A 24,259-nucleotide genomic window follows, 5' to 3' on the forward strand; every position below is an offset into this window, starting at 1 on the left:
GGCCTGCATTACCAGTGTACCCGATTTACATGCATTTGCATGTACCCACCTCAACGTCCCCGGCGCCAGGATATTCCCGGTCCCCGCGACGAGCCGGCCAGCCGTGAAACGTCCGCGCCTAACTGGAGCGAAGTTGCCCCCGGATCCTGTCGGCATAGTCGTCGTAGCTGGCCATGACATCGACCAGGTCAAGCATCGGCGGAAAATCCTCCACGGGCTGGTGCTGGGCAAGGAAGACCGCCGTCTGTTTCACGATCTCCGCTTCATCGACATCATCCAGGCCAAGCTCCTCAATGACCTCGGGGTCTGCCCGGAACCAGGATTCGACGACCCCGCCCTCGATGGTGGCGCGCACCACGAACTGGTGCTCGGTCACGGGTTCCACGCTAAATTGCTCGCTCATGAGGCTCACTCTAGCCCTCAAGACCTGTTCCGGGACCAGCAGAAGTCGCAGGCGAGGAACCAGCCCGGACGGGAATCAGTCGGGGGAGCCGGGGGCGGCGCGGCGGCCGCTGAGCTTGGGTACCATGCCGGTGGTCCAGTCGGCAAATTCGGCATCGACGTCGTCATCCGCAGGGGAGAAGCCGGGCCGCTCCTTGAGCTGGCGCAGGAGCTCCTTTTTCTCCTTCCGCCCCTCCACCAGCCGGTACAGCACGGGAACCAGGACCAGCGTGAGCGCGGTGGAGGAGACGAGGCCGCCGATCACCACGATGGCCAGCGGCTGGGAAATGAACCCGCCGCCGCCCGTCATGCCAAGAGCCATGGGGGTGAGCGCGAAGACCGTGGCCAGCGCGGTCATCAGGATGGGCCGGAGCCGCTGCCGGGCGCCGTGGGTGATGGCGTCGGCAACGCTCATGCCGGGCTTGCCGCCGGCTGGCTTCCGGTACTGGTTGACCAGGTCGATCAGCACAATCGCGTTGGTCACCACGATGCCCACCAGCATCAGCATGCCGATCAGCGACGGCAGCCCCAGCGGCACCCGGGTGACCAGCAGCAGGGCCACCGCTCCGGTCGCGGCGAACGGCACTGAAACGAGGAGGATCAGCGGCTGCACCAGGGACTTGAAGGTCGCCACCATGATCACGTAGACGATGGCGATGGCGGCCAGCAGCGCGAGGCCGAGCTGGCGGAACGATTCCGCCTGCTGGGTGGTGGCACCGCCGATCGCCGCCGTCACCCCGGCGGGAAGATCCACGGCCTTGAGGCGCTGCTGCACCTCGGCGCTGACGGCGCCCAGGTTGGATCCCGACGGCGTGACGGACACCTGCGCGGTCCGCTGGCCGTTGCTCGAGGTGATCGAGACGGGGACGTCCACCTGTTCGACGGCGGCAATCCGGCTGAGCGGGACCGGCCCGGAGGCGGTGGGCAGCGGGATGTTGCGGACGGCGGCGATGCTGGTGAAGCGTTTGCCCTCCCCGATCTGGACCGGGAAGTCGTCCGTGTCGATGCGGACGGTGCCTGCGGGGACGGGGCTGATGGTGGACGCCAGGACGCCGGCCACCTGCTCTTCCGTCAGGCCAGCGGCAACAGCCTTGGCCCGGTCGACCCGAACCTGCACCACGGGCTGGCTGGCTGCCAGGTTGGTGGTCACCTCACTGCTTCCCGGTACTCCGGCCATGGCCTTGACCATGGCGTCGCTGGCCTTCCTCAGGTCCTCGGACGTGGCTGCCTTCAGGGTGATGTCCACGGTGGAGGACGTTCCGAAGCCCCCCTGCTGCGAGCCGACGGAGATCTTGCCGGCAGCACCCGCCGCGGCGAGTTCGCTGCGGACAGTGTCCTGCAGCCTGCCCTGGTTCATTTTTTCGTCAGTGACAACGGTGAAGGAGGAATTGGAGGCACCCGAGGACGTCAGCGCGGTGAAACCCGCCTGCGCATTGCCGGAGGTCACCTGGACGTCCTTGATCCCGTCGATGCCCATGAGCACGTCCTCGACCGTCCGGGCCGCGGCGCTCGTGTCTTCCAGGCTCGTCCCGGCGGGAAGCTCCTGTTTGACCGTCATGCTGTTCTCCCCGGACCGGCCCAGCAGGTCGGTGGCGAGCAGCGGCGTCATTGCCGCGGTTCCGCCGAGGACCAGGACCGCGGCGATCAGCGTGATGACCGGGTGCTTCTGGGTTTTGTTCAGCACGGGCAGATAGCCGCGCTGGAGAAGGCTGCGCTGTTCGGCTTCGTGTGCCTGCGCCTGCACTTCGCGGGCGGAGCGCGGGGCATCATCGGCGCTGCCGTTGGCGGGGCTCTTCAGGAACCAGTAGGCGAGCACGGGGACGATGGTCAGGGACACCAGCAGCGAGGAGAGCAGGGCAATGGTGACCGTCAGGGCGAACGGGCGGAACAGTTCGCCCGCGAGCTCGCCGACGAAGGCGATGGGAAGGAAGACGGCCACGGTCGTCAGCGTGGAAGCGGTGATGGCACCGGCCACCTCGCGGATGGAGGTGAGGATCGCGGTGAGCTTGGCCTCGCCGTAGCTCAGGTGCCGCTTGATGTTTTCGATCACCACGATGGAATCGTCCACCACCCGCCCGATGGCAATGGTCAGCGCCCCGAGCGTGAGGATGTTCAGCGAATAGCCCGTGCCGGACAGGCCGATGAAAGTGATCAGCAGCGACAGCGGAATGGAGACGGCCGTGACCAGGGTGGACCGGACGGACATGAGGAAGAGGAGGATGACGGCCACCGCAAAACCGAGGCCCAGCAGACCCTCCGTCGTCAGGTCCTTGATGGACTTCTCGATAAAGGGTGCCTGGTCGAAGACAGGCGTGAACCTGGCGTTGGAGCCAAGCTCCGCCTCGAGCTGCGGCAGCAGATTCTTCACCGCGTGCGAGATCGCCACGGTGTCGCCTTCGGGCTTCTTGGTCACGGAGATGGCCAGCGTTTCGAGGCCGTTTGTCCGGGTGATGGACGTCCGCTCGTCATCCTTGATGCTGACGTCGGCCACAGAACCGATGGTGGTGCCGGCCTTGGCACCGCTGAGCGGGAGGGCCTTTACCGCGGCCACGGAGTCAACCGGGCTGCCGATCTGCAGGGAGAGGTTTTGGCCTTTCTCCTCGATGGTGCCCGCCGGGACAAGGGCCCCGTTGTTGGTCAGGGCGTTCCGGATCGACTGGATGCTGGCATCCCCGGAGGCCATCCTGGCCGTGTTCGGCTGGATGAGGATGTGCCGGCTGGCGCCGCCCGTCACGTCGGCGCCGCGGACACCGTCGAGCTTTTGCAGCCTCGGCACCGACAGGCGCTGAAGGTCCGTGTTCAGCTCACTTAGCGGCTTGTCCGACGAAACGGCGAGGAAGACGATCGGGAAGTCGCTGATGCTCCCGGCGATTGCCTGCGGCTGGACGTCGTCCGGGAGCGTGCGCTTCGCGTTGGAAATGGCCCGGTCGATCTGGTTCCGGGCACGGTCCAGATTGGAGCCATAGGTGAATACGAGGCTGATCTGCGAGACGCCGTTGCGGGAGGTGGACGACGTCGACTCCAGCCCTTCGACGCCGTTCAGTGCCGTCTCCAGCGGCCGGCTGACCTGCTTGTCCACCACCTCGGGGGACGCCCCGGGCATCGACGTGATCACCGTGATCCGCGGGAACTCAATCGAGGGAATGAGTTCCTGCTTCAGCGAGGACATGGTGATCACGCCGAACACCGAGGCGAAGATGGTGATCAGCGCGATGAGCGCGCGGTTCCCGAGGGATAGCTGGGCCAGCCGGAACATCGCATGATCTCCTGGGTTAGCGCTGGACTGCGGGCGATACTTCCAGTTGGAGGCTCTTGGCCGTGGCCTTTTCAAGCTCCGCCGCCAGTTCCGGGTTCTCGTTGAGCTTGACGCCGTAGCCGGGCATCATCTCCTTGAGCTTGGACTGCCAGCCCTTGAAGTTCTTGGGGAAGGACTTCTGCAGGAGTTCGATCATGATGGGCACGGCCGTGGACGCCCCCGGCGAGGCGCCGAGGAGGGCGCCGATGGAACCGTCGCGTGCGGCGATCACCTCGGTGCCGAACTGCAGGACACCGCCCTTCTTCGGATCCTTCTTGATGATCTGCACGCGCTGGCCGGCGGTGATGAGTTCCCAGTCGCCGTCCTTGGCCTCGGGGTAGTACTCGCGCAGTGCCTCCACCTTGTCAGCGTGGCGCTTGGCCACCTCCTTGACCAGGTAGGCGGTCAGGTCCATGTTGTCCTTGGCCACGGCGAGCATCGGGATGATGTTGCTGGGCCGGATGGACAGCGGGAGGTCGAGGTAGCTTCCGTTCTTCAGGAAGTTCGTTGAGAAACCGGCGTAGGGGCCGAACAGGAGGGACCGCTTGCCGTTGACGTAGCGGGTGTCCAGGTGCGGCACGGACATGGGCGGCGCGCCGACGGATGCCTGGCCGTAGACCTTGGCGTTGTGCTGGGACGCGAGGGATGCGTCAGTGCAGCGGAAAAACTGGCCGGAGACGGGGAACCCGCCGTAGCCCTTGCTTTCCGGGATACCCGAAGCCTGCAGCAGGTGCAGCGCCCCGCCGCCCGCGCCGACGAAGACGAACTTGGCCCGGATGCTGCCGCGCTCACCGGAAGCCGGGTGCTTGAGCGAAAGGTCCCAGCCGCCGTCGGACGCCCTGCGCACGTCGGTGACGTCGTGGCCGTAGTTGATTTCGACGCCGTTGTTGGCCAGGTAGCCGGTCAGCTCCCGGGTGAGGGTACCGAAGTCGACGTCGGTGCCTTCGGCTGCGCGGGTGGCGGCGACGCGCTGCTTCCGGTCACGTCCCTTGACGATCAGGGGCGCCCACTTGGCGATCTGCGCGTAGTCCTCGGAATACTCCATGCTCCGGAACAGGGTGTGCTGCTTGAGCGCGTCGTACCGGGCCTTGAGGAAGTTGGAGTTGTCGTCACCGATGACGAAACTCATGTGCGGAACGGTGTTGATGAAGCCCTTGGGGGAGCCGATCAGGGAGTTGTCCACCAGGTGGGCCCAGAACTGGCGGGAGAGCTGGAACTGCTCGTTGATGTGCAGTGCCTTGGCGGGATTGACCGAGCCGTCTTTGGCTGCGGGGGAGTAGTTAAGCTCACACAGGGCGGCGTGTCCGGTGCCGGCGTTGTTCCACGGGCCCGAGCTCTCCAGGCCGGCCTCGTCAAGCCGCTCGAACAGGGAGATGGTCCAGTTGGGTTCGAGCTGCTTGATGAACGCACCCAGTGTGGCGCTCATGATGCCGCCGCCAATAAGAACGACGTCGGCATGTTGGGTCTTGGAAATGAAGGTCACAATCAGTCTCCGATAGGCGGCTCTGGCTGTCACAGAATATCCCTGCGGCGCCCACTAACTGAAATTGGTCCCCGACGTCAAGACCTCAGCTGGACCTTGGTGAAAACTTCATTTAATACCGGCGAGGCAGGATAGCTGATGACCCGGTCGGAGAGGGCCAGTGCGGAGATCGGGAACGCGATGGGGACGGCGGGCAAGGACTCCGCGATCTGGGCGTTGATGGTCTGGTACTGCTGCGTGCGCTCCTGGCCGTTGGGCAGGCCGCGGGCGCGGTCGATCTTGGCGAACACCTGCGGGTCCTGGTAGCCGAACTCGCCGTTCTTCTCGGCGAAGAGCGGCGCGAGGAAGTTGTCCGCGTCGGAATACGAACCGTTCCAGCCGAGCAGATGCAGGGCGTGGTCGCCGGGATTCTGCACCTTCTGCAGGTAGCCGTCCGCCCAGTCGACGGGGACGGGCTTGATGTTCAGGCCGACGGCGGTCAGCTGGCGGCTGATTTCCGCATAGACCTTTTCCGGCGTGGGCAGGTACGGCCGGGTGGCGTTCATGGGGTAGTAGAACTTCAGGGGCTGGCCCTTGTAGCCGGCCTCTGCCAGGAGTTCCTTCGCCTTGCCGGGATCATGGCCCAGTGCAGGGGCGTTGTTGTTGAACCCGCTGAGCTTGGGCGGAACGAACTGTGAGGCCTGCGCCGTGTTGTCGATGAAGAAGCGTCTGATCAGCGTGTCCTTGTCGATGGCCAGTTCGATCGCCTGGCGGACCTTAAGGTCCTTCAGCACCGGGATTTCCTGGTTCATGCCCAGGTACATCACGGAGAACGGGTCCCGCTGGATGATCTGCTTGCCGCGTTTGACCAGCTGGTCGAAGTTCCCCACTGTCACCGCGTCATACCCGTCGATCCTGCCGTCCAGCAGGGCCTGGAGCCGCGTCTGCGGATGGTCGTAGGTGACAAATTTCAGGGTGGCGATCTGCCCCCTGGTGCCCCAGTACTCCTTGTTGGTCACGAGGGTGACGCCAGCGCTGTCCCACGCGGAGAAACGGAAGGGGCCGGTACCGACGGGATGGGTGGCGTAAGAGGAAAGTGCCTGGCTGCCGCGCCGGAGGCTGAGCTGGTCGGCCTTTCCGGCGGCGAGTGCCTTGGGAGAGGAAATTGCAAACGCCGGCAGCGTCAGGGCCTGCAGGAAACCGGTGAAGCGCTCCGTCAGGCTGATCCGCACCCGCAACGTCGAGAGGGCGGTGCAGGACTTGAAGACGGACAGCTCCGCGTGGTCGGCGTGTTCCTTGAAGACCCCCTTGAAGGTGGTGCCCGGAGCCTGCTTCCGCAGCGCCTCCGAAAACTTGAACCAGCGCTCGAAATTGGTGCAGACGGCGTCGGCGTTGAACGGGGAACCGTCGTGGAACCTGATGCCCGGGCGAAGAGTGAAGGTGTACGACAGCCCGTCCGGTGATTCCGTCCACGCCGTTGCCAGCAGTGGCGTGGGCTCGCCGGTTGTCTGATCCACACCCACGAGCCCTTCCAGGATCTGCCGGGTGACGCGCTGCGATTCGACGTCGTCGGCCAGCGCGGGGTCCAGGCCCAGGGGCTGCGAGGCGGTACCGAACGTGAAGGTCTCTGAAGGTGCTACCGCGGCTGTTGTGGTGCTCGGCGCAGCCGACGGCGGCGGGGCTTCGGCCTCGCTCGTGCAGGAGGTGAGGGACAGGCCCAGGAACACGGCGCCGGTCTTGAGGGCCGTACGGCGCGGGATACTGCTGCTGGGCACTCGATTACCACCTCTGGACTGCTGGGGTGCGCGTGGGCGGCTGCTTGCCCGGCACCCAGTCTAGTTGACGGATCGCCCACCCCTGGCTTATGCGTGAGCCAGGACACGCCGGGCAGCGAAAAGGCCGCGGTCCGCGCCGTGGGGCGCGGACCGCGGCCTCTGCCCGGGAACGTGTCCCGGACCAGGCCCGGCGGCTACTTGGGCATCAGCACCGAGTCCACCAGGTAAACGGTGGCGTTCGCCGTCTGTACGCCGCCGCAGATCACGTTGGCGCCATCCACCTTGAGGGCATCCTTGGTGCCGGTCACGGTCACCGATCCGCCCTGCACGGTCTTGTGCGTGCCCGCGATCTTGTCCGGGGTGACCTGCCCCGGGACCACGTGGTAGGTGAGGATCTTGGTCAGGAGGGCGTCGTCCTTCTTGAGCGTCTCGATCGTGGCTGCGTCCACCTTCGCGAAGGCGTCGTCAACCGGTGCGAACACCGTGAACTCGCTGCCGTTCAGCGTGTCCACCAGGTTGACTTTCGGGTTCAGCTTGCCGGAGACAGCTGCTGTCAGTGTTTTCAGCAGCGGGTTGTTCGAGGCTGCCACGGCCACGGGGTCAAGAGCCATGCCTGCGACGGAACCCTTGCCGCTGGGGACCTGCTTGGCGTAGTCGGCGCAGCCGGGTCCGGCCAGGTTGGCCGCCGGATCCATAGCCGCGGACGAGGTCTCGGACGGGGACGGAGCCATGGTGGAGGCGGACGGCTCTGCGGCTGCCGAGGAGGTGCTGGACGTGCCGGCGGAGCCACCACAGGCGGTGAGGCCCAGCAGTGCTGCGGCTGCAATGCCTGCGACGGTGAAGGTTTGGCGCTTGACTGACTGCATTTCGATTCTCCTTGGTTGTGCCGAATATGGTGATCGGATGGAGTGCGGAGTCCTCCGGTGATCTTTTCCGACTGCGGGGCACCGGCCTGAGGTTCCAGGCTGTGGGGCGGTGTCTCACTGGGTATTCGCCGGACTGGCAGCCATGGATGGGTGGAACCGCAAAAGATTTTTAAATGAAGAAATCCCGGGCCGGAGCCCGGGATTTCTTCTTCATAAATTGTGCGCAAGGGGGGACTTGAACCCCCACGCCCGAAGGCACAGGAACCTAAATCCTGCGTGTCTGCCAATTTCACCACTCGCGCCCGGCTCCGCCTGGTGCACCCAGCCCGCTGTTAGCAGCGGGAAAACGTACGACGGCGGATGCCAGCCTCAATTGTACCGTCACCTGTGCGGTCCTGGCGGCAGGTGCCGCCCGGGTGTCAGGCGCAGGGTTAGCCGGCCTCTGCGAGCTTGAGGTCCTTCCGCAGCTTGGCGACATGTCCGGTGGCCCGGACGTTGTACTGGGCCACTGCAACTTTGCCGTCCTGGTCCACCACCACTGTGGAGCGGATGAGGCCCTCGTAAGTCCGGCCGTAGTTCTTCTTTTCGCCCCACGCGGCATACGCCTCGGCAACGGCATGGTCCTCGTCCGACAGGAGCGGGAAGGTGAGGCCTTCGGCGTCGGCGAATTTAGCCAGCTTGCCCACGGGGTCGGGTGAGATCCCCAGCACCTCGTAGCCGGCAGCCTGAAGCGATGCCAGGCTGTCACGGAAATCGCAGGCCTGCTTGGTGCAGCCGGGCGTGGCAGCGGCCGGGTAGAAATAAACGATGGTGTTCCGGCCGCGGTAATCGCTGAGGCTGACGTCCGCTCCCGTAGCGTCCTTCAGTGTGAATCCGGGGGCGGTGTCGCCCGGCGTAAGTTTTTCAGCCAACATTGACTCCTTGTTTTAGTTCAGGACATTTCAGCTTAGTAAGGGGTCCGTGCCAAGTACTAATCAGGCTTAGTTATACTTGGTGCTATGCCTGATATGGATCGCTGGCCCACGGGGCGCCTCTTGTCCACGGCGGCCCGCCTTGTTGAGCACTCCTGGAACGAGAAGCTGGGCGCCATTGGGCTGACCCATGCCGGCGTCATCGCCATCGAGGTGCTCTACAACAGCGGCCCCATGACGCAGGCGCAGCTTGCGCAACTCGTCCGTGTGCAGGCCCAAACCATGGGCAAGACGCTGAGCCGCCTCGAAGCGCACGGGCACATCGTGCGGCAGCGCAGCACGTCGGACCGCCGCAGCCACGTCGTATCGCTGACCGAGCGCGGCACGGAAGCTGTCATGGCTGCAGCCGACATGGAACGGTCCGTTCTCGCCGCGGCGTCCATAGACCCGGATTTGCTCCGCCAGGAGCTTCAGGCCGTGGTCAGGGAGTTGGCCAAACGTTTCGCTTCGCCGGAGACCAGCGCCATTGTTGCCGGCGCCGACGCCGGACTGACGCTCGACGCCAAGTCCTAGCACCGCCTCCACCCGCCCGAGCACTACCCGCCGGCGGGTGCAGCGGCAGTGGTCCTGCGCGCCACCAGGTGCGGGGTCCGCACAACGTGCCCGGCCGGTTGCGCTCCTTCTATCCGCGCCACGGCCCGGTCCACGGCTGCCGCAGCCAGCAGCGGGGCGTCCTGGCTGATCGAGGACAGCTGCACATAGCTGAGCCGCGCGAACTGGCTGTCGTCATAGCCCAGCACTGACACATCCGCCGGGACCTGCTGCCCCTGTGCCCGGAGGCTTTCGATGAGTCCGAGGGCGGCCCTGTCATTGAAGGCGATGACGGCCGTTGGCATGTCCTCACGCAACGAATTTCCGGCCGCCATCCCGTCTTCCTCCATCGGGCCGCCGGCAATGATCGTGGGCCGAAGGCCGCGGCGTTCCATCTCCGCCCGGAACGCAGCGCGGCGCGGCCCGGCAGAAACAGCAGAACCGCCGTCGACATGCACAATCCTCCGGTGCCCCAGGGAAACCAGGTGATCCACTGCCATCCGGATTCCCTCACGGTCGTCGCTGCTCACCGAGTCGGTGAGTTCGCCGACGTCGTTCCGGAGCAGGCTCACCACCGGCACCTGGCCGGCATACCGCCCCAGTTCGTCACTGCTGAGCGTGGGCGAAATCAGGATCAGGGCCTCGGACCCGAGATCCAGCAGGGCCTCGATGGTCCGCGTTTCGGGCCTGCCGCTGGTGACGCCGCCCAATGCGAGTTCGTACCCCTTGGCGCTGGCCTCGGCGTACGCGGCATCCACGATTTCGGTATGGAAAGCCTGGGCCGTGGAGAAGCTGAGTCCCAGGAGCCTGGTGCGGGTGCTGCGCAGCAGCCGGGCGCGGCTGTCGGGCCGGTAGCCGAGCTCGCGCGCGGCGTCGAGCACCTTCTTCCGGGTGGCTTCCGCCGCACCCGGGGCGCCGCGCATCACGATGGAAACCAGGGCCCTTGATACACCGGCCGCTTCGGCTACATCCATCAGGGTGGGCCGCCGTTGCTGTTCAGTCATGTGCCTCCTTCCTGACAGCAGTCTATAGAACGATCTAGACAGAATGCCAAAGGCTGTGCCACGATCGGATCACTAGAACGATCTAGAGAACTGAGAAGGGAATTTAACCATGACCTACGTCCAGCAGCCGGCCGGTGAAAACCGCCCCCTCCGCCTTGGCCTGATAGGGGCAGGCTGGATCGGCGCCTTCCATGCCGAGTCCGTGGCGCGCCGCCTTCCTGATGCACGGCTGGACGCCGTCGCCGATCCGGCATTTGCCGCCGCCGAGGCTCTGGCGGGCAGGCTTGGCGTTGCCAGGATCACCGCCGATCCGGCGGACGTGATTGACGACCCCAACATCGACGCTGTCCTGGTGGCGTCTCCCGCAAGGTTCCATTCCGGCCTGATCGCAGCTGCGGCCCGGGCGGGGAAGGACGTGTTCTGCGAAAAGCCGGGCGGCCGCACTGTCGAGGAACTGGATGAGGCGCTGGCTGCTGCGGATGCCGCGGGGGTCCATGTCCAGTTTGGGTTCAACCGGCGCTTCGCGGCCGACTTCGCCGCTGCCAGGAAGCTTATCGACGACGGTGCCGTGGGCACCCCGCAGCTGCTGCGCTCCCTTACCCGGGACCCCGGCACGGCGTCCGGGCTCGCCTCCCCGGAGCGAATTGCGCCGGGAACGATTTTCCTGGAAACGCTGATCCACGATTTTGACACGCTGAACTGGCTGAACCCCGGGGCTGTTCCGCTGAAGGTGCATGCCGTGGCTGATGCCCTGGTGGCGCCGGACGCCAAAGCCGGAGGCCTGTTGGATACGGCCGTGGTTACTGTGACCTACAGCAACGGGGCCATTGCGGTGGCGGAAGCCAACTTCAACGCCCTGTATGGCTACGACGTGCGGGGCGAGGTTTTCGGATCGGCGGGTATGGTCACTGCCGGCGGTCCCCAGGCGTCAAATGCCGTGAGCTACACCGCCGCGGGCATTGCGTCGGACACCGTGCGGCTGAACATCGACCTCTTCCACGACGCTTATACGGACGAACTCGCCCGCTTCGTCGAGCTGGCTGCGGCCCGCCGGGCGGGACGTGTTGCTGGGGGAGCGCCGGCCCCGGGCGGCACCGACGCCCGCAATGCTCTCGCGGTGGCGCTGGCGGCGATCCGGTCGCACGAGACCGGCCTCCCGGTGGATGTTTCGGCTGTGGCGCACCTGGAGGCTGCAGAGCCTGAACTGCAGCTCACAGGACCGGAGTTCACAGGACCGCAGCTCGCAGGCCTGCAGCCCGCAGGACCGGGCGCATGAGCTTCCGGCTGGCGGCGTGTGCCGAGATGATCTACGGAGAGCTGCCCCTCGTCGAACGGGTGCGGCGGATCCATGAGCAGGGGTTCGAGGTGGAGCTCTGGGACACCCGGAACCGGGACGTTTCAGCACTGGCTGCCACGGGTGCCCGGTTTTCCTCCATGAGCGGCTATTTCGGCGGCAGCCTTATCGACCCCGACAGCGCGGACCGGGTGGTTGAATCGGCGGAGAAACTCATTCCGACGGCACTGGAACTCGGCGTCGAGCGCCTGGTCATCCATCCGGCCGAACTTGGCGACGGCGGGGTTGCCGTACGGCCCCTCCACCGCTCCACTGGCCAGATGTGGCTGACCGGGCTCCGCACCCTGCAGCGGCTTGGCAGCCTGGGTGAACGGCACGGTGTGGTGTTTGCCCTTGAGAACCTCAATACGGTCCTGGACCATCCGGGCATACCGCTCGCACGGGCCAAGGACACGCAGGCGCTGGTATCCGCGGCCGACCACCCTAACGTGAGGATGATGCTGGACCTCTACCACGCCCAGATCGGCGAAGGGAACCTGATCCAGCTTGTCCGTGGCGCACTCCCGTGGATCGGGGAGATCCAGGTGGCTGACGTCCCGGGCAGGTGCGAGCCCGGAACGGGGGAGATCAAGTACACGGCTGTCGCCAAAGCGATCGCCGACGCCGGCTACTCCGGCGTTATTGGCCTGGAGGCAGCCGCCTCTGGTGGGGCGGGACCCGCTGCGGGGGACAAGGCCCTGGCGGCGTTCCGGAACGCCTTTTCGGCCGGACTGCTGGCATCATCAAACTAATATCGTCCTAATGTTAGGACAAACATTGACAAGGGTGATCCAAGTCACCATGATCAGAGATATCAAGATTCCGGCCAGTGCGCGGTGGCATGGCCGGAGCCCGAATCAAAGGAGATTTTCGGTGAAGAAATTTTCATGGCGGAGGGTGGCGCTCGTTACGGCCGTCGTGCCGATGCTGGCCCTCAGCGCCTGTTCATCCACCGGCGGCAGGGCCCCGGAAAATGCGAACGCCGGAGCCGGCGGGCAGGCAGCGTCAACGCCGCGCATCAAGGTCGCCCTCATCACCCATGCTGCACCCGGTGACACTTTCTGGGACATTGTCCGCAAGGGCGCCGAGGAAGCTGCAGCCAAGGACAATGTGGAGCTGCTCTACACCTCAGACCCTGAAGGCGGGCGCCAGGCCCAGCTGATCCAGCAGGCCGTGGACCAGAAGGTCGACGGCATCGCAGTGACCCTTGCCAAGCCGGACGCTTTGAAGGACGCCCTGAAGAAAGCCACCGACGCCGGCATCCCGGTGGTGAGCCTGAACGCCGGCGAGTCCGTGTTCGCCCAGCTTGGTGCGTTCACGCACTTCGGGTCGAATGAGAAACTGGCCGGCGAGGCTGTGGGCGACAAGCTCAACTCCCTCGGACTCAAGCACCCGGTCTGCGTCATCCAGGAGCAGGGACACGTCGGCCTCGAGGCGCGCTGTGGAGGTGTGAAGTCGAAGGTTCCGGCAACCGAAATCCTGTACGTGCAGGGCACGGACATGACCCAGGTGTCGTCCACGGTGACCGCCAAACTGCAGGCCACCGCTGACGCCGATGTCATCATCGGACTGGGTGCTCCGTACACGCTCACCATCCTTAAGGCGGTGACCACGGCCGGCAGCAAGGCCAAGGTGGCCTCCTTTGACATGAACGCCGAACTCGCCCAGAAGATCGCTGACGGCGACGTCGAGTTCACCGTCGACCAGCAGCCCTGGCTTCAGGGCTACGGTTCGGTGGATGCGCTGTGGCAGGCAAAGCGCGGCGGCTTCAAGCTCGGCGGGGGCCAGCCCGTCCTGACCGGGCCCACCATCGTGGACAAGGCCGGAGCAGCCAACGCCCTCACCTTCGCCCAGCAGGGAATCCGCTAGAGTCCGCCAGCCCGGTCCGGCGGTTACGCCGGACCGGGCAGCAAGGAGCATTCCAATGACCATGACCCAGACCATTACCAAACCGGCGGCGACCGACGAACGCGTCGGCAGGCGCAATCCGCTGCAGAAGCTGCTTGGCCGTCCCGAGGTGGGCGCCCTCGTCGGCGCGATCGTTTTGTTCGTTTTTTTCGCTTCCGTATCCCCGACCTTTACCCAGCCGAACGCCTTCGCCACGGTGCTCTACGGGTCCTCGACCATCGGGATCATGGCGGTGGGCGTGTCGCTGCTGATGATCGGCGGCGAGTTTGACCTCTCCACCGGTGTTGCGGTGATCAGTTCGGCGCTGACGGCGTCCCTGTTCAGCTGGTACTTCAGCACGAACGTGTGGGTCGGCGTCGGCCTGGCCCTCGTCGTCTCGCTCAGCATCGGCTTCATCAACGGCTGGATCCTCATCAAGACCAAGCTGCCGAGCTTCATCGTGACCCTGGCAACGTTCCTGATGCTGACCGGCCTGAACCTTGGCCTGACCCGGCTGGTCGGCGGCAGTGTGTCCTCGCCGTCGATCTCGAACATGGACGGGTTTTCCTCCGCCCAGGCGATCTTCGCCTCCTCGATCACGCTGGGCGGGGTGGAGGTAAAGGTCACCGTGTTCATCTGGATCGCCCTGGTTGCGGTGGCGTCCTGGGTGCTGCTGCGTACCCGCGTGGGCAACTGGATCTTCGCTTCCGGCGGGGACGCAAACGCGGCCCGCGCGGTGGGTGTTCCGGTAACGAAGACCAAGATCGGTTTGTTCATGGCCGTCGGATTCTGCGGCTGGGTTTTGGGGATGCACAACCTGTTCGCGTTCGACGCCGTGCAGTCCGGCGAAGGCGTGGGCAACGAGTTCCTCTACATCATCGCCGCGGTGATCGGCGGCTGCCTGCTCACCGGCGGGTACGGCTCCGCGGTTGGCGGGGCGATCGGTGCGTTCATCTTCGGCATGGCCAACAAGGGCATCGTCTACGCGCAGTGGAACCCGGACTGGTTCAAGTTCTTCCTGGGCCTGATGCTGCTGCTGGCCACCATCGTCAACCTCATCGTCAAGCGCCGCGCGGAACTGAAGTAGGAGCCGAGCCATGAACGCACACCAGATTGACCAGCAGACGCTGCTCAAGGACGAAAAAGACCCGCTGACGCACACCCCTGTCCACCTGCTTTCGCTGGAGAACGTCGGCAAGCATTACGGCAACATCATCGCGCTGCGCGACGTCACGATGGCGGTGGACAACGGCCGCGTCACCTGCGTCCTCGGCGACAACGGTGCCGGGAAGTCCACGCTGATCAAGATCATCGCGGGCCTGCACCAGCATGACGAGGGCATCTTCAGGATCATGGGGGAGGAGCGCAAGCTGAATTCACCGCGGGAGGCCCTGGACGCCGGCATCGCCGCGGTGTACCAGGACCTGGCCGTCGTGTCGCTCATGCCGATCTGGCGGAACTTCTTCCTGGGCTCCGAACTGACCACCGGCGGGGGACCCTTCAAACGCCTGGACGTCCAGCGGATGAAGGACATCACCAAGAAGGAGCTCTCGGACATGGGCATCGACCTGCGCGATGTCGAACAGCCTATCGGGCAGCTCTCCGGCGGTGAACGCCAGTGCGTGGCGATCGCCCGTGCCGTGTACTTCGGAGCCAAGGTCCTGATCCTGGACGAACCCACCGCCGCCCTCGGCGTGAAGCAGTCCGGCGTCGTGCTCCGTTACATCCTCCAGGCAAGGGACCGCGGCCTCGGCGTCATCTTCATCACCCACAACCCGCACCACGCCTTCCCCGTCGGCGACCGGTTCCTGCTCCTCAAGCGCGGCAAATCCATCGGCTACTACGAGAAAAAGGACATCACGCTCGAGGAGCTCACCGCGCAGATGGCCGGCGGCGCAGAACTGGCCGAACTGGCGCACGAACTCGAACAGCTCGGCGGCCACACCGACGCCCTCAAGGAAGTCCAGGCCGAAGTCGCCGACGTGCACGAGACCACGCCGGATGCCGGCAAGTCCTTGCAAGCCGACAGGGTCCCGGATTCCGGCAGGGTTCCGGAATCCGGCCGGGCACCGGAGTAAGGAAACCAGGGAAGGCAAGGAGGAGCATGACAGAAGTAACTCTTGGGCTCGTGGGAGTCGGCCGCATCGGCGCCATGCACGCCCGGAACATCACCGGCCTGAATGACCTGATGAACCCGCAAGGCACCGCGGTGCACCTCAAGTTGACCGACGTCGCCGCAGAGCACGCCCGGTCGCTGGCTGCAGGAATACGCGCCGGATTCGTTCCGTCCGTTGAGGCACTGCTTGAATCCGGCGTCGATGGCCTGGTCATCGCTACCGGAACGGCCACGCATCCGGATTTGATCAGTGCGGGCGTCGACGCCGGCATCCCGGTGTTCTGCGAAAAGCCCGTGGCCGTGAACGTGCCGGAATCACTGCCCGTGCTCGACCACATCCGGGCTGGGGGCGGTACGGTGCAGATCGGCCACCAGCGGCGGTTCGATCCCGGCTACCTCGAGGCCAAGCGTGCCTTCGGCGCCGGGGAGTTGGGATGGCTCCATACCATCCGGGCGGTCACGTGCGATATGGCACCGCCGCCGGTGGAGTTCCTCGCAACCTCCGGCGGGCTCTTCCGTGACTGCTCCGTCCACGATTTCGATATCCTCCGGTGGCTCACCGGCAGGGAAATCGTGGAGGTTTTCGCCAAGGGGTCAAACAACGGTGACCCCGCAATCGGCGCCGTCGGGGACGTCGACACCGCGCTCGCCGTGGTGACGTTTGACGACGGCAGCGTCGGAACGGTCTCGGCCACCCGCTACAACGGGGCTGGCCACGATGTCCGGCTGGAACTCCAGGGATCCGCCGGGTCCGTGATGGTGGGGATGGACGAGCAGATGGCGATGTCCTCCGCTGAACCCGGAGTAGCTTTCCCGGCCGGGCCGCCGCACACGACTTTCGCCGAGCGGTTCCACACGGCGTACCGTGCCGAGATGGCGGCCTTCGTGGAACTGGTGCTGGGGCAGCGGGAGAACCCGTGCACACCTGAGGACGCCGTTGCGGCATCGATGGTGGCTGACGCTGCCCAGGCGTCGCTGCAGTCCGGGGAACCGGTGCGCGTCGCGCTCCAGACGGCGGGCTGACAGCGCTGCCATACAGAACTGCCGTACAGAAAGGGGAAGCCCCGCCTTCACGCTTGTCGGCGTGAAGGCGGGGCTTCGCTGGTGCACCCCCCGGGACTTGAACCCGGAACCCATTGATTAAGAGTCAATTGCTCTGCCAATTGAGCTAGAGGTGCATCTGTTGTTTGGTTCATCTGCGGGCTTTTGGTTCCCGCGTTGACCTCCGCAACGACATGCAACTCTACACGAAGTTTTGGTTGCGACAACACACGCCCGTTTCCCGCGCGCCGGTATTCGGCGCAATGGCTTTTCCCGGAACGACAAAGCCCCGCCTTCAGGCTTTCGCCTTGAAGACGGGGCTTCGGTGGTGCACCCCCCGGGACTTGAACCCGGAACCCATTGATTAAGAGTCAATTGCTCTGCCAATTGAGCTAGAGGTGCATTTTGTTGTCTTGTTCATCCGCGGGCTTTTATTCCCTCGCTGACCTCCGCAACGACATGTAACTTTACACGAACTTTTGGCCGGTGTGAAATCGGGGCGGAGTGGACGTGCCAGCGCTACCGCGGGAGCCGCAAAATCAGCGCGAAATCAGGGTTTTGGTTGTTGCTGAGGGCCCACAAATCACCGTTAGGCGCCAGCGAAACGTTCCTGATCCGCCCAAACTCCCGTGTGAAATAGCCCACAGGATCCCCGGCATTTTCACCGGCGAGCGGTACGGCCCAGATGCGCTGGCCCCGCAGCGCGCCGAGATACGCCGTGTTGCCAACAATTTCCAGCCCGCTGGGCGAGGAGTCCGCTGTCGACGGCCAGACAGTCTCGGCGTCGATGAAGCCGTCCCGGTGGGGCGCCCCCGTGACCTCCGGCCACCCGTAGTTGCCGCCCGGCTGGATCAGGTTGAGTTCGTCATTCACATCCGGGCCGAACTCGCTGGCCCAGAGCCGGCCCTGGCTGTCCCATGCCAAGCCCTGGACGTTGCGGTGGCCAAGGCTGTAGACGGGGTTGTTCGGAAAGGGATTGCCGGGAGCGGGAGCGCCCGCCTTGGTGAGCCGCAGGATCTTTCCGCCCAGTGCGTTCCGGTCCTGAGGTTGTTCGCGGCGCTGCGAGTCACCCGTGCCCACATAGAGGAATCCGTCCGGACCGAAGCGGATCCTGCCTCCGTTGTGCGTGGAGGCCTTGGACATGCCGGAGAAGATGACTTCCGGCTCGCCCAGCCGAAGGCTCCCGTCCGCGGATTCCAGGCGCATACGGGCAATCCGGTTGTCGTCGGCCGCGGTGAAGTAAGCGTAGAGATAGCGGTCCGAGGCGAAGTCAGGCGACAGCGCCAGGCCCATCAGCCCGCCTTCGCCGCCGGGTACGACGCCGGGCACGGCACCGATGGTGCCGACCCTGCCGTCAGTGACGGATTTGAGGAGTGCCGTATCGCGTTCGGAAATGACGGCCGTGCCGTCCGGCAGGAACACGGTCGACCAGGGAATCTGCAGCCCCTCGATCCTGCCCCGCACTTCCGGTGCCTGCGGCGGAGAGGGGGCTGCCGGGCTGGAAGAAGTGCCCTGTGTGGTGGGAGCCGGCGCGGAGGCCGAAGTAGCCCCACCGGTTGTCGGCGGGGTGCTGCCCGGGGCCGGGGCGCCGCCGTCCCCGGTGCAGGCGGACAGCGACATCGTTAGGGCGGACATGGCGACGGCAGCCGCGGCGGCTTGTATCGGATGGTTGCGTCTCATGCGCGTCCTTGGTCCGCGGGCTGCCGCCGCATGGCCCTAGCGCCGGGTCCGGCGCGGCGCCCGGAATCCCGCTGCCTCGGCATGCGCCACGGACAGGAACCAGACCTCCGCCTTGGCGTCCGCGTAGCCGGAGCTGTCTTCGTCGTAATAGGTCATGGCACTGACGTCGCCCTTGACGGTGTATCCCTCGGGGGCGCTGCCGTCTGCGGCCGGGGCGGCCGAACCTTCACCGTAGGGCTCAGCCCCGGCGGCTGGTGCACTTACCGGGGCGACCTGTTCCCGATGGATGGGCTGTTCGCCGAAGCCCCGCTCCGAGCCGAAGCCCTGTTCCAGATGATGAGGCTGCGGTTCGTGGCGCGGATGGGCTTCCTGGCGGGGCTGGGCCACATGGCTGGCACCTGCCTCGGTGGCAGCGGACGACTCAATCCGCTGCTGGGTTTCGGCCTCAGCATCCAGGGATTCGGCCGCTGCAGATTCGGCGCCCGGCAGGGTGGGGGCGTGGGGGTCGGTGTACTCGGCGTGGTGCGTCGGGGCGGCCGGCTGGGCGGGCCGTTCCGTGGCAGGCTGGGCAGCACGTGGCGCGCCGTGCCCGCCGGAGATGCCAGTCTGGCTGGAGCTGCCGGCCTCTGACCACTGGGCATCCCATTCGGCCTTGTCCCCGTCGTCGTCCCAGTCATCAACGTCCCGCCCCGCGGACGGCGCCGAGGGGCGGGCGGTGGCGGCTTCCCAGGATTCGATGTCCGGTTCCACATCCTCGGGCTCCCGGCGCGCCGGTGCGGGGGAGGGGCGGGAGGCCAGCGGTGCGGCTTCCGCCGCTGCCGGCCCGGCGTCCGGTTCGGCAAGACGGCCGGTCTCCGGAACGGTGCGGGTGATGTCCGACGGCGGCCCCGCCGCTGCTGCGGCAGCGGACGGCGCCCCTTCCGTCCGGGTCGATCCTGCGGAAGTGCTTTCCGCCGGGGAGGCCAGCTGTTCGTTCCGTGCCGCGTCCGCTGCCGTTCCCCGCGAGGTCCGGTTCAACAGCCACCAAACGACGGCGATGATCAAAACGATGACAATGACCCAGATAATCCACTCCATAGCACAGCCTTTCATCCGTCACGCTAGGTTGCCGTTGCTTGACGGTACGTCGGTGTCAATAGGGCTGTCTAGGCTTGTCAGAGCCGGTTTTGGCTACGGAAGACGGTCCTCACGTCTCATATGATGAGACGTGAGTCCACTATTTGGGCCAGTTTTTTCTGGAAATTGGGCAAAAGGGGCCGCTTCCGGTCGTTGGCGGTCCTTGAGGAGTCATAGACTTTGACCCATGAGTGAGGACGCCCTGACTGAAACCGCCACCAAGCCTGACATTAAGCCCCGGAGCCGGGTTGTCACTGACGGCATTCACGCGGCTCCGGCACGCGGAATGTTCCGGGCTGTCGGCATGGGGGACGATGACTTCGCCAAGCCGCAAATCGGCGTCGCGAGTTCCTGGAACGAAATCACTCCCTGCAACCTCTCCCTGAACCGGCTCGCCCAGGGCGCCAAGGAAGGCGTCCACGCCGGCGGCGGGTTCCCGATGCAGTTCGGCACCATCTCCGTGTCCGACGGCATCTCCATGGGCCACGAGGGCATGCACTTCTCCCTGGTCTCCCGCGAAGTCATCGCCGACTCCGTGGAAACCGTCATGCAGGCAGAGCGCATCGACGGCTCCGTGCTGCTGGCGGGCTGCGACAAGTCCCTTCCGGGTATGCTCATGGCAGCTGCGCGCCTGAACCTTGCCAGCGTCTTCCTGTACGCCGGCTCCATCATGCCGGGCTGGGTCAAGCTGGAGGACGGCTCCGAAAAGGAAGTCACCCTCATCGACGCGTTCGAGGCGGTCGGTGCATGCGCTGCCGGCAAGATGAGCATGGAAGACCTCACCCGTATCGAAAAGGCGATCTGTCCCGGCGAAGGCGCCTGCGGCGGCATGTACACGGCCAACACCATGGCCTGCATCGGTGAGGCCCTCGGCATGTCCCTGCCCGGGTCGGCAGCCCCGCCCTCGGCGGACCGCCGCCGTGATGAATTCGCGCGCAAGTCCGGCGAGGCAGTGGTCAACCTGCTGCGCAACGGCATCACGGCGCGCGACATCATGACCAAGAAGGCCTTCGAGAATGCAATCGCCGTCACCATGGCCTTCGGCGGATCCACCAACGCTGTCCTGCACCTGCTGGCCATCGCCCGCGAGGCAGAGGTCGAACTGAGCCTGGACGACTTCAACCGCATCGGGGACAAGATCCCGCACCTGGGCGACCTGAAGCCGTTCGGCCGCTACGTCATGACCGACGTCGACAAGATCGGCGGAGTACCGGTGATCATGAAGGCGCTGCTCGACGCCGGCCTGCTGCACGGGGACTGCCTCACCGTCACGGGCAAAACGGTCGCCGAAAACCTCGAGGCCATCAACCCGCCGGACGTCGACGGCAAGATCCTTCGCGCGCTGGACAACCCGATCCACAAGACCGGCGGCATCACCATCCTGCACGGCTCGCTCGCCCCCGAGGGCGCCGTGGTGAAGAGCGCCGGCTTCGACGCCGACGTCTTCGAAGGCAGCGCCCGCGTGTTCGAGCGTGAACAGGGCGCGCTGGACGCGCTGGACAACGGCGAGATCCAGAAGGGTGACGTCGTGGTGATCCGCTACGAAGGCCCCAAGGGCGGTCCGGGCATGCGCGAGATGCTCGCCATCACCGGTGCCATCAAGGGCGCCGGACTGGGCAAGGACGTCCTGCTGCTCACCGATGGCCGCTTCTCCGGCGGAACCACCGGCCTGTGCATTGGTCACGTTGCGCCCGAAGCGGTCGACGGCGGCCCCATCGCCTTCGTCAAGGACGGCGACCGGATCCGCGTGGACATCGCAGCACGCACCTTCGACCTGCTCGTTGACGACGCAGAGCTCGAAGCCCGCAAGGAAGGCTGGGCGCCGCTGCCGGCCAAGTTCACCAAGGGTGTGCTGGCCAAGTACGCCAAGCTGGTCCACAGCGCCAGCACGGGCGCCTACTGCGGGTGATTTTTTAGGCCTGGGTAACCAGGCTTAATAAGGGATGCTCCAAGGGGCCCTGAACACACGGCGTCTGCGCCGCGCGCTTGGGGTGGGAGCTTCCCGAAAAATGGACAATGATGTCCATATGGTGAGATAGCGTTAACCTTCGTTGACACCTATCTCACTTAGAGGGAAAACTGAACGCATGATCGCACTCGTTACCAGCCGCGCCGCTGCAAATGCAGTCGTCGTACTTACCAAGCGCGTGGCTCCATAGCCCGACTGGTAACGAACTGTCACGCGCAACCCCTCGAAGAGCCGCCAGGCTGAGGGGTTTTTTTATTTTCCGGGCGGGACGGAACGTTCAGTTTTCCAAGCACAACACCAATTCAAGATCCACTAAGGAAGAGTTCGATGAGCAAAGGATCGCCCATCAGCCCCTCGCTGATGGCTTCAAAGTCCGCTGGAGCCCCCAAGGCTCCGGAACGCGTCGACAAGCCGGCTGATGCCGGCGTCGACACTGCTGCAGCCGCCTCTCCTGTCCTTGGGCCGAACAACGTCGTACCCCCGACGGTGATGACCGGCTCAGAAGCAATTGTCCGTTCGCTCGAAGAACTCGGCGTCGACGACATTTTCGGTTTGCCCGGTGGCGCGATCCTGCCCACCTACGACCCCTTGATGGCCTCCAAAATGAACCACGTTCTGGTCCGTCACGAACAGGGAGCCGGCCACGCCGCGCAAGGCTATGCCATGGTCACCGGCCGGGTGGGCGTCTGCATCGCCACCTCGGGCCCGGGTGCCACCAACCTCGTCACCGCCATCATGGATGCGCACATGGACTCCGTTCCGCTCGTGGCCATTACCGGCCAGGTTTCCAGCGGCGTGATCGGCACCGACGCCTTTCAGGAAGCCGACATCGTGGGCATCACCATGCCCATCACCAAGCACTCGTTCCTGGTGACGGACGCCAACGACATTCCCCACGTCATGGCCGAGGCCTTCCACCTGGCCTCGACCGGACGGCCCGGCCCGGTCCTCGTTGACGTTGCCAAGGACGCCCAGCAGGGGCAGATGACCTTCTCCTGGCCGCCCAAGATCGACCTGCCGGGCTACCGGCCCGTGGTCCGCGGCCACAACAAGCAGGTCCGCGAGGCGGCCAAGCTGATCTCGGCCGCCAGCAAGCCTGTCCTGTACGTGGGCGGCGGTGTGGTCAAGGCCCACGCCTCAGCCGAACTCCGCGAGCTGGCAGAACTCACCGGTGCCCCCGTGGTCACGACCCTCATGGCCCGCGGTGTCTTCCCGGACTCGCACCCGCAGCATGTGGGCATGCCCGGCATGCACGGCACCGTCTCGGCCGTGACGGCCCTGCAGCAGGCTGACCTGCTGATTACCCTGGGCGCGCGCTTTGACGACCGCGTCACCGGCGTCCTCAAGACCTTCGCGCCGAACGCCAAGGTCATCCACGCCGACATCGACCCCGCGGAAATCTCCAAGAACCGCACCGCCGACGTTCCCATCGTTGGCTCCGTGAAGGAGATCATTCCGGAACTGACGGAAGCTGTCCGGACCCAGTTCGGCGCCTCCGGAACCCCGGACCTGACGAACTGGTGGGCGTTCCTGAACAACCTGAAGGAAACCTACCCGCTGGGCTGGACCGAACCCGAGGACGGCCTGACCGCCCCGCAGCGCGTCATTGAGCGCATCGGCGCCCTGACCGGGCCGGAGGGTGTGTACGTGGCAGGCGTTGGCCAGCACCAGATGTGGGCGGCGCAGTTCATCAAGTACGAGCGCCCGCACGCCTGGCTGAACTCCGGCGGTGCCGGCACCATGGGCTACGCCGTTCCGGCTGCCATGGGTGCCAAGGTGGGGGAGCCGGACCGCGTGGTCTGGGCCATCGACGGCGACGGCTGCTTCCAGATGACCAACCAGGAACTGGCCACCTGTGCCATCAACAACATCCCCATCAAGGTTGCCGTCATCAACAACTCCTCGCTGGGCATGGTGCGGCAGTGGCAGACCCTCTTCTACGAGGGCCGCTACTCCAACACGGACCTGAACACCGGCCACGAGACCATCCGGATCCCGGACTTCGTCAAGCTCGGCGAGGCCTACGGCTGCGCGTCCTTCCGGTGCGAGCGGGACGAGGACATCGACGCAACAATCCAGAAGGCGCTGGAAATCAATGACCGCCCCGTGGTCATCGACTTCGTGGTCAGCCCCGACTCCATGGTGTGGCCGATGGTGCCCGCCGGAGTCAGCAACGACCAGATCCAGGTTGCCCGCAACATGACCCCGGAATGGGAAGAGGAGGACTGATCATGAGCCGCCACACACTGTCCGTTCTGGTCGAAGACAAGCCCGGTGTGCTGACCCGCGTGGCCAGCCTTTTCGCCCGCCGTGCCTTCAACATTAATTCCCTGGCCGTCGGCCCGACGGAAGTTCCGGGCATCTCCCGGATGACCGTCGTCGTCGACGCCGACGGTGACCTGATCGAACAGGTCACCAAGCAGTTGAACAAGCTGGTCAACGTGATCAAGATTGTTGAACTTACTTCCGAATCTTCCGTACAGCGCGACCACATCCTGGTCAAGGTACGTGCGGATGCCGCAACTCGTCTGCAGGTGACCCAGGCTGCAGACCTGTTCCGCGCTTCAGTGGTCGACGTCTCCACAGACTCGCTGGTCATTGAAGCAACTGGCCATCCCGAAAAACTCACGGCACTGCTCTCAGTGCTGGAGCCCTTCGGTATCCGCGAAATTGTGCAGTCCGGCACCTTGGCCGTTGGACGGGGATCCCGCTCCATGAGTGATCGGGCGCTACGCTCCGCGTAAGGCACAGCCTAGGCGGGGGCATCGCCCG

Annotated in this window: 19 protein-coding genes and 3 tRNA genes; 10 read left to right on the plus strand and 12 right to left on the minus strand. The window is 65.4% G+C overall.

Annotated elements, in window-relative coordinates; translation table 11 throughout:
* Positions 1-118 precede the first annotated feature (118 nt).
* The 7 genes from BWQ92_RS18750 to bcp form a co-directional block, all read right to left on the minus strand.
* Complete coding sequence (locus tag BWQ92_RS18750; protein WP_157365203.1) at positions 119-403, minus strand: hypothetical protein; 285 nt, start codon at positions 401-403, stop codon at positions 119-121.
* 75 nt (positions 404-478) lie between these two features.
* Positions 479-3,697 (minus strand): efflux RND transporter permease subunit, encoded by a 3,219-nt coding sequence (locus BWQ92_RS18755; RefSeq protein ID WP_076802110.1) that lies wholly within the window; start codon positions 3,695-3,697, stop codon positions 479-481.
* Between the two features lie 16 nt (positions 3,698-3,713).
* Positions 3,714-5,219, minus strand: coding sequence for a malate:quinone oxidoreductase (locus BWQ92_RS18760; RefSeq protein ID WP_076802113.1), 1,506 nt, complete (start codon positions 5,217-5,219; stop codon positions 3,714-3,716).
* Between the two features lie 77 nt (positions 5,220-5,296).
* Positions 5,297-6,973, minus strand: coding sequence for an ABC transporter substrate-binding protein (locus tag BWQ92_RS18765; protein WP_172804307.1), 1,677 nt, complete (start codon positions 6,971-6,973; stop codon positions 5,297-5,299).
* A gap of 194 nt (positions 6,974-7,167) precedes the next feature.
* Positions 7,168-7,839, minus strand: a complete 672-nt coding sequence (locus BWQ92_RS18770; RefSeq protein WP_076802115.1) for a fasciclin domain-containing protein — start codon at positions 7,837-7,839, stop codon at positions 7,168-7,170.
* Positions 7,840-8,059: 220 nt separating this feature from the next.
* A tRNA-Leu gene (locus BWQ92_RS18775) sits at positions 8,060-8,141 on the minus strand.
* A gap of 129 nt (positions 8,142-8,270) precedes the next feature.
* A complete protein-coding gene (gene bcp, locus BWQ92_RS18780; protein ID WP_076803828.1) occupies positions 8,271-8,750 on the minus strand; it encodes a thioredoxin-dependent thiol peroxidase in 480 nt (159 codons plus the stop codon).
* A 96-nt stretch (positions 8,751-8,846) separates the two neighbouring features.
* Here bcp and BWQ92_RS18785 point away from each other — a divergent pair, with 96 nt between their 5' ends.
* Positions 8,847-9,323: a MarR family winged helix-turn-helix transcriptional regulator gene (locus tag BWQ92_RS18785; protein ID WP_076802117.1), complete on the plus strand. Its 477-nt coding sequence runs from the start codon at positions 8,847-8,849 to the stop codon at positions 9,321-9,323.
* A gap of 23 nt (positions 9,324-9,346) precedes the next feature.
* Here the strand turns inward: BWQ92_RS18785 and BWQ92_RS18790 are convergent, their stop codons facing one another.
* A complete protein-coding gene (locus BWQ92_RS18790; RefSeq protein WP_076802119.1) occupies positions 9,347-10,345 on the minus strand; it encodes a LacI family DNA-binding transcriptional regulator in 999 nt (332 codons plus the stop codon).
* Between the two features lie 109 nt (positions 10,346-10,454).
* Between BWQ92_RS18790 and BWQ92_RS18795 the strand changes: the two genes are divergently transcribed.
* From BWQ92_RS18795 to BWQ92_RS18820, 6 genes are all read left to right on the plus strand, one after another.
* The gene (locus BWQ92_RS18795; protein WP_076802121.1) at positions 10,455-11,621 is read left to right on the plus strand and encodes a Gfo/Idh/MocA family oxidoreductase; all 1,167 of its coding nucleotides are present in this window, start codon (positions 10,455-10,457) and stop codon (positions 11,619-11,621) included.
* Complete coding sequence (locus tag BWQ92_RS18800) at positions 11,618-12,430, plus strand: TIM barrel protein (RefSeq protein ID WP_076802123.1); 813 nt, start codon at positions 11,618-11,620, stop codon at positions 12,428-12,430. The genes BWQ92_RS18795 and BWQ92_RS18800 overlap by 4 nt, the downstream gene beginning before the upstream one ends.
* Positions 12,431-12,551: 121 nt before the next feature.
* On the plus strand, positions 12,552-13,547 hold the full coding sequence (locus tag BWQ92_RS18805) for a substrate-binding domain-containing protein (protein WP_087872960.1): 996 nt from the start codon (positions 12,552-12,554) through the stop codon (positions 13,545-13,547).
* Positions 13,548-13,602: 55 nt separating this feature from the next.
* Positions 13,603-14,652 (plus strand): ABC transporter permease, encoded by a 1,050-nt coding sequence (locus BWQ92_RS18810; RefSeq protein ID WP_076802128.1) that lies wholly within the window; start codon positions 13,603-13,605, stop codon positions 14,650-14,652.
* A 10-nt stretch (positions 14,653-14,662) separates the two neighbouring features.
* Entirely contained in the window at positions 14,663-15,643 is a 981-nt protein-coding gene (locus BWQ92_RS18815; protein ID WP_076802131.1) for an ATP-binding cassette domain-containing protein, read from the plus strand.
* Between the two features lie 26 nt (positions 15,644-15,669).
* Entirely contained in the window at positions 15,670-16,704 is a 1,035-nt protein-coding gene (locus tag BWQ92_RS18820) for a Gfo/Idh/MocA family oxidoreductase (RefSeq protein WP_076802134.1), read from the plus strand.
* A 79-nt stretch (positions 16,705-16,783) separates the two neighbouring features.
* Here the strand turns inward: BWQ92_RS18820 and BWQ92_RS18825 are convergent.
* The 4 genes from BWQ92_RS18825 to BWQ92_RS18840 all read right to left on the minus strand — a co-directional run bounded on the left by BWQ92_RS18825 (position 16,784) and on the right by BWQ92_RS18840 (position 19,479).
* Positions 16,784-16,859, minus strand: a tRNA-Lys gene (locus tag BWQ92_RS18825).
* 189 nt (positions 16,860-17,048) lie between these two features.
* A tRNA-Lys gene (locus tag BWQ92_RS18830) sits at positions 17,049-17,124 on the minus strand.
* Between the two features lie 117 nt (positions 17,125-17,241).
* The gene (locus BWQ92_RS18835) at positions 17,242-18,402 is read right to left on the minus strand and encodes a PQQ-dependent sugar dehydrogenase (protein ID WP_076802136.1); all 1,161 of its coding nucleotides are present in this window, start codon (positions 18,400-18,402) and stop codon (positions 17,242-17,244) included.
* Positions 18,403-18,438: 36 nt separating this feature from the next.
* Positions 18,439-19,479 carry a sunset domain-containing protein gene (locus BWQ92_RS18840; protein ID WP_076802139.1) on the minus strand — a complete coding sequence of 347 codons (1,041 nt, stop codon included), beginning with the start codon at positions 19,477-19,479 and terminating at the stop codon, positions 18,439-18,441.
* A 226-nt stretch (positions 19,480-19,705) separates the two neighbouring features.
* Here BWQ92_RS18840 and ilvD point away from each other — a divergent pair, with 226 nt between their 5' ends.
* The 3 genes from ilvD (at position 19,706) to ilvN (ending at position 24,231) form a co-directional block, all read left to right on the plus strand.
* A complete protein-coding gene (ilvD, locus tag BWQ92_RS18845; protein ID WP_076802142.1) occupies positions 19,706-21,427 on the plus strand; it encodes a dihydroxy-acid dehydratase in 1,722 nt (573 codons plus the stop codon).
* 387 nt (positions 21,428-21,814) lie between these two features.
* Positions 21,815-23,716 (plus strand): acetolactate synthase large subunit, encoded by a 1,902-nt coding sequence (locus BWQ92_RS18850; RefSeq protein WP_076802144.1) that lies wholly within the window; start codon positions 21,815-21,817, stop codon positions 23,714-23,716.
* 2 nt (positions 23,717-23,718) lie between these two features.
* On the plus strand, positions 23,719-24,231 hold the full coding sequence (gene ilvN, locus BWQ92_RS18855) for an acetolactate synthase small subunit (RefSeq protein ID WP_076802147.1): 513 nt from the start codon (positions 23,719-23,721) through the stop codon (positions 24,229-24,231).
* Positions 24,232-24,259 lie beyond the last annotated feature (28 nt).

It is taken from the genome of Arthrobacter sp. QXT-31 (assembly GCF_001969265.1).
In the GTDB taxonomy this organism is placed as follows: domain Bacteria; phylum Actinomycetota; class Actinomycetes; order Actinomycetales; family Micrococcaceae; genus Arthrobacter.

Bases quoted from the DNA above. Each gene is read 5' to 3' on its own strand.
- BWQ92_RS18785 (WP_076802117.1), top strand. From the start codon at position 8,847: ATGGATCGCTGGCCCACGGGGCGCCTCTTGTCCACGGCGGCCCGCCTT.
- BWQ92_RS18835 (WP_076802136.1), bottom strand. From the start codon at position 18,402: ATGAGACGCAACCATCCGATACAAGCCGCCGCGGCTGCCGTCGCCATG.
- BWQ92_RS18795 (WP_076802121.1), top strand. From the start codon at position 10,455: ATGACCTACGTCCAGCAGCCGGCCGGTGAAAACCGCCCCCTCCGCCTT.
- BWQ92_RS18840 (WP_076802139.1), bottom strand. From the start codon at position 19,479: ATGGAGTGGATTATCTGGGTCATTGTCATCGTTTTGATCATCGCCGTC.
- ilvD (WP_076802142.1), top strand. From the start codon at position 19,706: ATGAGTGAGGACGCCCTGACTGAAACCGCCACCAAGCCTGACATTAAG.
- BWQ92_RS18800 (WP_076802123.1), top strand. From the start codon at position 11,618: ATGAGCTTCCGGCTGGCGGCGTGTGCCGAGATGATCTACGGAGAGCTG.
- BWQ92_RS18815 (WP_076802131.1), top strand. From the start codon at position 14,663: ATGAACGCACACCAGATTGACCAGCAGACGCTGCTCAAGGACGAAAAA.
- BWQ92_RS18790 (WP_076802119.1), bottom strand. From the start codon at position 10,345: ATGACTGAACAGCAACGGCGGCCCACCCTGATGGATGTAGCCGAAGCG.
- BWQ92_RS18750 (WP_157365203.1), bottom strand. From the start codon at position 403: ATGAGCGAGCAATTTAGCGTGGAACCCGTGACCGAGCACCAGTTCGTG.
- BWQ92_RS18770 (WP_076802115.1), bottom strand. From the start codon at position 7,839: ATGCAGTCAGTCAAGCGCCAAACCTTCACCGTCGCAGGCATTGCAGCC.
- BWQ92_RS18755 (WP_076802110.1), bottom strand. From the start codon at position 3,697: ATGTTCCGGCTGGCCCAGCTATCCCTCGGGAACCGCGCGCTCATCGCG.
- ilvN (WP_076802147.1), top strand. From the start codon at position 23,719: ATGAGCCGCCACACACTGTCCGTTCTGGTCGAAGACAAGCCCGGTGTG.
- BWQ92_RS18820 (WP_076802134.1), top strand. From the start codon at position 15,670: ATGACAGAAGTAACTCTTGGGCTCGTGGGAGTCGGCCGCATCGGCGCC.
- BWQ92_RS18810 (WP_076802128.1), top strand. From the start codon at position 13,603: ATGACCATGACCCAGACCATTACCAAACCGGCGGCGACCGACGAACGC.
- BWQ92_RS18850 (WP_076802144.1), top strand. From the start codon at position 21,815: ATGAGCAAAGGATCGCCCATCAGCCCCTCGCTGATGGCTTCAAAGTCC.